Origin of the sequence: Micromonospora sp. NPDC049799, from assembly GCF_040656655.1 — a bacterium.
In the GTDB taxonomy this organism is placed as follows: domain Bacteria; phylum Actinomycetota; class Actinomycetes; order Mycobacteriales; family Micromonosporaceae; genus Micromonospora.
On the sequence record NZ_JBFAMU010000258.1, the window covers coordinates 1 to 7,055 of the forward strand.

General features: G+C 72.3%; 6 protein-coding genes and 1 pseudogene. 5 read left to right on the plus strand and 2 right to left on the minus strand.

The window, feature by feature from the left end; genetic code table 11:
• A partial coding sequence (locus AB0I76_RS18925; RefSeq protein WP_357036852.1) for a gamma-glutamyltransferase family protein occupies positions 1-1,585 on the plus strand: 1,585 nt, incomplete at its 5' end.
• Here the strand turns inward: AB0I76_RS18925 and AB0I76_RS18930 are convergent.
• Positions 1,579-2,553, minus strand: coding sequence for a helix-turn-helix domain-containing protein (locus AB0I76_RS18930; RefSeq protein ID WP_357036855.1), 975 nt, complete (start codon positions 2,551-2,553; stop codon positions 1,579-1,581). The genes AB0I76_RS18925 and AB0I76_RS18930 overlap by 7 nt on opposite strands.
• 132 nt (positions 2,554-2,685) lie before the next feature.
• Between AB0I76_RS18930 and AB0I76_RS18935 the strand changes: the two genes are divergently transcribed.
• The 4 genes from AB0I76_RS18935 to folE all read left to right on the plus strand — a co-directional run bounded on the left by AB0I76_RS18935 (position 2,686) and on the right by folE (position 6,608).
• Positions 2,686-2,841 (plus strand): hypothetical protein, encoded by a 156-nt coding sequence (locus tag AB0I76_RS18935; protein WP_357036867.1) that lies wholly within the window; start codon positions 2,686-2,688, stop codon positions 2,839-2,841.
• 100 nt (positions 2,842-2,941) lie between these two features.
• The gene (hpt, locus tag AB0I76_RS18940) at positions 2,942-3,517 is read left to right on the plus strand and encodes a hypoxanthine phosphoribosyltransferase (protein WP_357036858.1); all 576 of its coding nucleotides are present in this window, start codon (positions 2,942-2,944) and stop codon (positions 3,515-3,517) included.
• Between the two features lie 377 nt (positions 3,518-3,894).
• Positions 3,895-5,907, plus strand: coding sequence for an ATP-dependent zinc metalloprotease FtsH (gene ftsH, locus AB0I76_RS18945; protein WP_357036861.1), 2,013 nt, complete (start codon positions 3,895-3,897; stop codon positions 5,905-5,907).
• A 38-nt stretch (positions 5,908-5,945) separates the two neighbouring features.
• Complete coding sequence (folE, locus tag AB0I76_RS18950) at positions 5,946-6,608, plus strand: GTP cyclohydrolase I FolE (protein WP_357036864.1); 663 nt, start codon at positions 5,946-5,948, stop codon at positions 6,606-6,608.
• Positions 6,609-6,694: 86 nt separating this feature from the next.
• Here folE and AB0I76_RS18955 read toward each other — a convergent pair.
• Positions 6,695-7,055 (minus strand): annotated as a pseudogene (locus AB0I76_RS18955) (hypothetical protein); the annotation flags it as partial.

The following is a 7,055-nucleotide window of genomic DNA, read 5'->3' on the forward strand; positions in this document are numbered from 1 at the left end:
GTTTGATCAGCATGACGGCGAACAGGCCGGCCATCACGGCGGCAACGCGGTCGACGCGGCGCTGGCCGCCGCGACGACCCTGACCGTGGTGCAGCCGCCCTCCAACGACATCGGCGGCGACCTCTTCGCGATCGTCTGGGACGGCGAGCGCCTGCATGGCCTGAACGCCTCCGGCCGCTCGCCGGCCGCGCTGACCCGGGCACTGGTCGACGTGGTTACCGCCGGCCGGGCCACCGAGCCGGTGGACGCGCTCGGTGGTGCGCAGGCCCGGGGGCCGGCGATGCCGGCGCGGGGCTGGCTGCCGGTGACCGTGCCCGGCGCCCCGGCCGGCTGGCGGGACCTGCACGACCGATTCGGTTCGCTGCCCTTCGCCGACCTGTTCGCCGACGCGATCGGGTACGCCGAGCACGGACACCCGGTCTCCGCCGGTGTCGCCGCCGCGTGGTCCCGCGCGGTCGCCGGGCACGCGGGCCTGACCGGCGAGGAGTACGCGGAGTTCGGGCGGGTCTTCGCCCCGGGCGGCAGGGCGCCCCGGGCCGGCGAGTGGTGGCGGAACCCGGACGCCGCCCGGACGCTGCGCCGGATCGCGGCCACCGGCGCGGAGGACTTCTACTCCGGCGGCATCGCGGCGGCCCTGGACGCGTACGCCGCCCGGACCGGTGGCTTCCTCACCGGCGTCGACCTGGCCCGGCACACGTCGACCTGGGTCGACCCGGTCCGGGTCCACTACCGCGACCACGACGTGTGGGAGCTGCCACCGCCCGGGCAGGGGCTCGCCGCGCTGCTGGCGCTGCAGGTCCTCGACGGCACCGACGTCGCCGCGCTGTCCCTGGAGGAACGGCTGCACCGGCAGGTCGAGGCGGTCAAGCTGGGCTTCGCGGACGCGCACGCCCACGTGGCCGACCCGGAGCGGGCACCGGTGCCGGTGGAGGCCCTGCTCGACCCCGCGTACGTGGCGGCCCGCCGGGCGCTCGTCACGGACCGGGCCGGCGACCCCACCGCCGGGGATCCCGAGCGTGGCGGCACCGTCTACCTGTGCACCGCCGACAGCGGCGGGATGATGGTCAGCCTGATCCAGTCGACGTACCTGGCCTTCGGGTCGCACGTGGTGCTCCCCGGGCACGGGTTCGCCCTCCAGAACCGGGGCCTCGGCTTCCGCCTCGACCCGGCGCACCCCAACGCCGTCGGTCCCGCCAAGCGTCCGTTCCACACGATCATCCCCGGCTTCCTGAGCCGTGACGGCGTGCCGGTCGGCCCGTTCGGGGTGATGGGCGGGCACATGCAACCGCAGGGGCACGTGCAGCTGGTGTCCGCCACCCTCGACGCGGGGCTGGACCCGCAGGCGGCGTTGGACGCGCCGCGCTGGTACTGGCACACCGGGCGCACGCTGCTGGTCGAGCCGGAACTGGTCGCCACCGCCGAGGGGCGGGAGGCGGTCGCGGGGTTGCGCGCCCGGGGTCACGAGGTCACCGTCGCGGCCGAGCCGTCGCTCTTCGGGTACGGGCAGGCGATCTGGCGCCGTCCGGAGGGTGGCTACGCGGTGGGCTCGGAGTCCCGGGTGGACGGAGGCGCGGCCGGCTACTGACCCCGCGCGGCGGCCTCGGCCCGGCACCGGAACGTGGTGCGGTAGCCCTGCGGGGTGGTGCCGACGCGGCGGGCGAAGTGGTGCCGCAGTGCTGCGGCGTCGGAGAAGCCGGCCCGGTCGGCCACCACCTCCACGCTCAGCCCGGTGTCCTCGAGCAGGCGGCGGGCCAGGAGCACCCGCTGGTTGGTCAGCCAGTCGTGCGGGGTGGTGCCGGTCTCCGCACGGAACCGGCGGGCGAAGGTCCGGGGAGCCATCCCGGCGCGCTCGGCGAGGTCGTCCACGGTGATCGGGCGGTCCAGGTGGCCCATCAGCCACTCCAGGACCGGCTCCAGGGTGGGCGCGTCGGGCGTCCGGGGGATCGGCGCCTCGACGTACTGGGCCTGCCCGCCGTCCCGGTGCGGCGGCACCACCATCCGCCGGGCCAGCCGGGTGGCGGTCGCCGAGCCGTGCGCTTGGCGGACCAGGTGCAGGGCGGCGTCGATGCCGGCCGCGGTGCCGGCGCTGGTGAGCAACCGGCCGTCCTGGACGTACAGCGAGTTGCACCGGACCCGGGCGGTCGGGTGGCGCCGTTGCAGCTCGTCGACGTACCGCCAGTGGGTGGTGCACTCCCGGCCGTCGAGCAGGCCCGCCTCGCCGAGCACGAACGCGCCGGAGCAGACGCTGAACACGTACGCGCCCCGGTCGGCGGCGCGGCGCAGCGCGGCGAGCACGGGCGGGGGGACGGCCGTGCTCTCGGCGTGGGCCGGGACGGCCACCAGGTCCGCCTCGTCGACCGGACCCAGGTCGGCGTGCGGGGTGAGCAGGAAGCCGGACCGGGTGCGCACCGGCTCGCCGTCGGCGGTGCAGACGGTGAAGCGGTAGCCGGGGAAGCCGTCGGCCGTCCGGTCGGTGCCGAACACCTCGGCGAGCACGCCCAGCTCGAAGGCGGCGACGTCCTGGAGGGCGATGACGGCTACGGATCGGAGCATGTGACGAGGGTAACCGTAGAGGTGGCAGGAAATCGAGGTTCAGGGGCAATCCTGCCGCTGTCGGGCCGGGGGAGCGGAGCGCAGACTTACTCGTGTCCGGTGCGCACCGGCGGCGAAAGCGACAGGAAACGGATGAAAGTGAGCGCCGCCATGGAGTTCCTGCTGTTCCTCTTGTTCCTTGCCCTCTTCGGCCTCGCCTCGGCCGCCGGCCTGACCGTCGACAGCCGCGACTCGGCGGACTGGAAGCCGACCCGCGAGGGTCGCCGCTGGCGATCCCGCGCCTGCTGAGGTGATTGGTGGGCTTTGCGGCATAAATCCCGGGCGGGACCGCTCCAAAAGGGGCGGCCCCGCCGACGGAGGCCCATCCGCGTACGGCAGGCTAGGAGTCATGGCTGACGGCTCCTGGTACGACGCCGACATCGATCACGTCATCATCTCCGAGGCGCAGATCCGCGAGAAGACCGCGGAACTCGCCAAGCAGGTCTCGGCGGACTACGCGCACGTCGAGGACGGCCTGCTGCTGGTCTGCGTACTCAAGGGCGCCGTCATGTTCATGGCGGACTTCGCCCGCGCGCTGGGCCGGCAGGGCCCGCCGGCCGAGCTGGAGTTCATGGCCGTCTCCTCCTACGGGCAGGGCACCACCTCCTCCGGCGTGGTCCGCATCCTCAAGGACCTGGACCGGGACATCGCCGGCCGGCACGTGGTCGTGGTGGAGGACATCGTCGACTCCGGGCTGACCCTCTCCTGGCTGCTGCGCTACCTGGAGTCCCGCTCGGCGGCGAGCGTCGAGGTGGTCGCGCTGTTCCGCAAGCCCGACGCGGTGAAGGTTCCCGTGCCGGTCAAGTACGTCGGCTTCGACATCCCGACCGAGTTCGTCGTCGGCTACGGCCTCGACTTCGGCGAGCGGTACCGCGAGCTGCCCTACGTCGGCGTGCTCAAGCCCGAGGTCTACGCGCGCACCTGACCGCACCCCATCGGCGTTCATCGAGCGGACGTTCAGCGGGTTCTCAGCTGGTCGGACTACGGTGTAGGTCGGTGGCGTGGAGGCTCTACTCCACGCCCGTCCCCTCGACCCGCGTGACCGGGCGGTCGGGAGGCCGGGCGGGGAGCTCCCGCCACGCCGGCCCAAACCCCGGTTCGCCGTACGCGTAAGTGCTGGGCTCGCAAGCTCGCATGTGGCACTGACGGTGTACCGTCGAATGACCGTGGCGCGGCAGTATCCGCGCCCCGGGGTCGAGGCCGGCCCGCACGGCGGCTCCGGCCGCCGCGCAGGCGGCGACACCATCAGACGGTCAGGACGTCGATCAGGAGGATGCGGGCGTCTCGGCGCTCGACTACAGCATGGAACGTACGCGTTTCTTCCGCCGACCGGTGGTCTGGATCATCCTGGTCATCCTCGGCGCCGTTGTGCTCAGTCAGCTGTTCACCAGTGGTCCCAGCTACCACCGGGTGGACACTTCCGTCGCGCTCGACCAGCTCAACAAGGGCGGTATCGAGAAGGTCGTCTTCCAGGACAAGGAGCAGACGCTCCAGCTGGACCTGAAGGACAAGACCAAGTTCGGTGACACCGACACCGACCGGATCGAGGCGCAGTTCCCGTACGAGGTCGGCGACGAGGTCTGGAACGAGGTCCTCGAGGCCAAGGCGAACAACCGGGTCACCGGCCCGGCCGACGTCAAGGTGTCGTCCGACAGCATCTGGGTGAGCCTCTTCGTCAACCTGCTCCCCATCGTCCTGCTGGTGCTCCTGCTGCTCTTCTTCATGTCGCAGATGCAGGGCGGCGGCTCCCGGGTGCTCAACTTCGGCAAGTCCAAGGCGAAGATGATCACCAAGGACACGCCGAAGACCACGTTCGCGGACGTGGCCGGCGCCGAGGAGGCCGTCGAGGAGCTGCACGAGATCAAGGACTTCCTGCAGAACCCGGCGAAGTACCAGGCGCTCGGCGCGAAGATCCCGAAGGGCGTGCTGCTCTTCGGTCCGCCCGGCACCGGTAAGACGCTGCTGGCCCGCGCGGTCGCCGGCGAGGCCGGCGTGCCGTTCTACTCGATCTCCGGTTCGGACTTCGTGGAGATGTTCGTCGGTGTCGGCGCGAGCCGGGTCCGCGACCTCTTCGAGCAGGCCAAGGCGAACGCCCCGGCGATCGTCTTCGTCGACGAGATCGACGCCGTCGGCCGCCACCGCGGCGCCGGCATGGGTGGCGGTCACGACGAGCGCGAGCAGACCCTCAACCAGCTGCTCGTCGAGATGGACGGCTTCGACACCAAGGGCGGCGTCATCCTGATCGCCGCCACCAACCGGCCGGACATCCTCGACCCGGCGCTGCTGCGCCCCGGCCGCTTCGACCGGCAGATCCCGGTGGACGCGCCCGACATGGAGGGCCGCAAGGCGATCCTGCGGGTGCACGGGAAGGGCAAGCCGTTCACCCCTGACGTCGACCTCGACGCGGTGGCCCGGCGTACCCCCGGCTTCAGCGGTGCCGACCTGGCCAACGTGATCAACGAGGCCGCGCTGCTCACCGCGCGTAAGGACCAGCGGGCCATCACCAACGACTCCCTGGAGGAGTCGATCGACCGGGTGATCGCCGGTCCGCAGCGTCGGACCCGGGTGATGAGCGACCAGGAGAAGAAGATCACCGCGTACCACGAGGGTGGGCACGCGCTGGTCGCCTGGGCGCTGCCGCACGCCGCGCCGGTGCACAAGGTGACGATCCTGTCCCGGGGCCGCTCGCTGGGCCACACGCTGGTCCTCCCCACCGAGGACAAGTACACCCAGACCCGCGCCGAGATGGTCGACACCCTGGCGTACGCCCTGGGTGGCCGGGCCGCCGAGGAGCTGGTGTTCCACGAGCCGACCACCGGCGCCGGCAACGACATCGAGAAGGCCACGCAGCTGGCCCGCGCGATGATCACCCAGTACGGCATGAGCTCCAAGCTCGGTGCGATCAAGTACGGCACCAGCGGCGACGAGCCGTTCCTCGGCCGCAACATGGGCCACGAGCGGGACTACTCAGACTCCGTCGCCGCCGAGATCGACGGCGAGATGCGGGCGCTGATCGAGCTGGCGCACGACGAGGCCTGGGAGATCCTGGTGGAGTACCGGGACGTCCTGGACAACATCGTGCTGGAGCTGATGGAGAAGGAGACCCTCTCCACCGCCGACATGGCCCGCATCTGCGCGCGGGTCGCCAAGCGGCCGCCGATGGCTCCCTACAACGGCTTCGGCAAGCGTCAGCCGTCCACCGAGCCGCCGGTGCTGACGCCGGCGGAGAAGAACGCCCTCAAGGCGCAGGCCCAGGCCGACGGCGCGTCCGTGGGCGGCGGCCCCGCCTCGAACAACTCGGACGGTACGCACTGAGCACCGACCAGACGGCCAGCTCCCGGGACTCCCGGGGGCTGGCCGTTTCCGCGACCGAACCGGATGAGGACGGCCTGGACTACGTCGCCGCCCGACTCATCAGCGGCAAGCTCACCGGTCGACCCGTCGAGGACACGATGGACCTCGGCCGGATCGAGAAGGCCGTCCGGGAGATCCTCATCGCCGTCGGTGAGGACCCCGACCGGGACGGCCTCCAGCAGACACCCGCCCGGGTCGCCCGGGCGTACGCCGAACTCTTCGCCGGCCTCCGGGTCGACCCGGCCCAGGTGCTCACCACCACCTTCGAGGCCAACCACGAGGAGCTGGTGCTCGTCCGGGACATCGACGTGATGAGCCTCTGCGAGCACCACCTGCTGCCGTTCCGGGGCAGCGCCCACATCGGCTACATCCCCGGGCCGGACGGCCGGATCACCGGCCTGTCCAAGCTGGCCCGGCTGGTCGAGGTCTTCGCCCGTCGTCCCCAGGTGCAGGAGCGGCTGACCTCGCAGATCGCCGGCCTGCTCATGGAACGGCTCGCCCCGCGCGGGGTGATCGTGGTCCTGGAGTGCGAGCACATGTGCATGGCGATGCGCGGCATCCAGAAGTCGGGCGCGCAGACCATCACCTCGGCCGTCCGTGGCACCCTGCAGCACGACGCGAAATCCCGGGCCGAGGCGATGACGCTGATCATGTCCCGCTGACCGCGCGACGTAGGCACCGGCCGGCCGACCCGTACCTGGGTCGGCCGGTCGAGGCGTTTCCGGCGCGGCCGGCGCGGGTGTCGTCGTCAGCCGGCCAGCACGGCCAGCAGCAGCACGGCGCTGGCCAGCACCGCCGGCAGCAGGCAGACCAGCACGCCGAGCCGTGCCGTCCGGTCCACCCGGCCGCCGGGGCCGGCCGGGAACAGGCGGCCCACCCCCGTCCAGCCCGCCGCGAAGGCCACCGCGGGCATCGGCAGCCCGCAGACCAGCGCCGCCACGGTCACCGCGCCCGCACCGGAGGTCAGCAGCACCACCACCTGCAACAGTGGCACCAGCAGCGCCAACGGCCCGTAGACCAGCAGGTTGCGCGGTGCCGCCGGCCAGGCGGACGGACTGAACACCCCCCGCGCCGCCAGCGCCGTGTCGGCAGCGTCCGCCCGGGCGCGG

Bases quoted from the DNA above. Each gene is read 5' to 3' on its own strand.
- ftsH (WP_357036861.1), top strand. From the start codon at position 3,895: ATGGAACGTACGCGTTTCTTCCGCCGACCGGTGGTCTGGATCATCCTG.
- AB0I76_RS18935 (WP_357036867.1), top strand. From the start codon at position 2,686: ATGAAAGTGAGCGCCGCCATGGAGTTCCTGCTGTTCCTCTTGTTCCTT.
- hpt (WP_357036858.1), top strand. From the start codon at position 2,942: ATGGCTGACGGCTCCTGGTACGACGCCGACATCGATCACGTCATCATC.
- AB0I76_RS18930 (WP_357036855.1), bottom strand. From the start codon at position 2,553: ATGCTCCGATCCGTAGCCGTCATCGCCCTCCAGGACGTCGCCGCCTTC.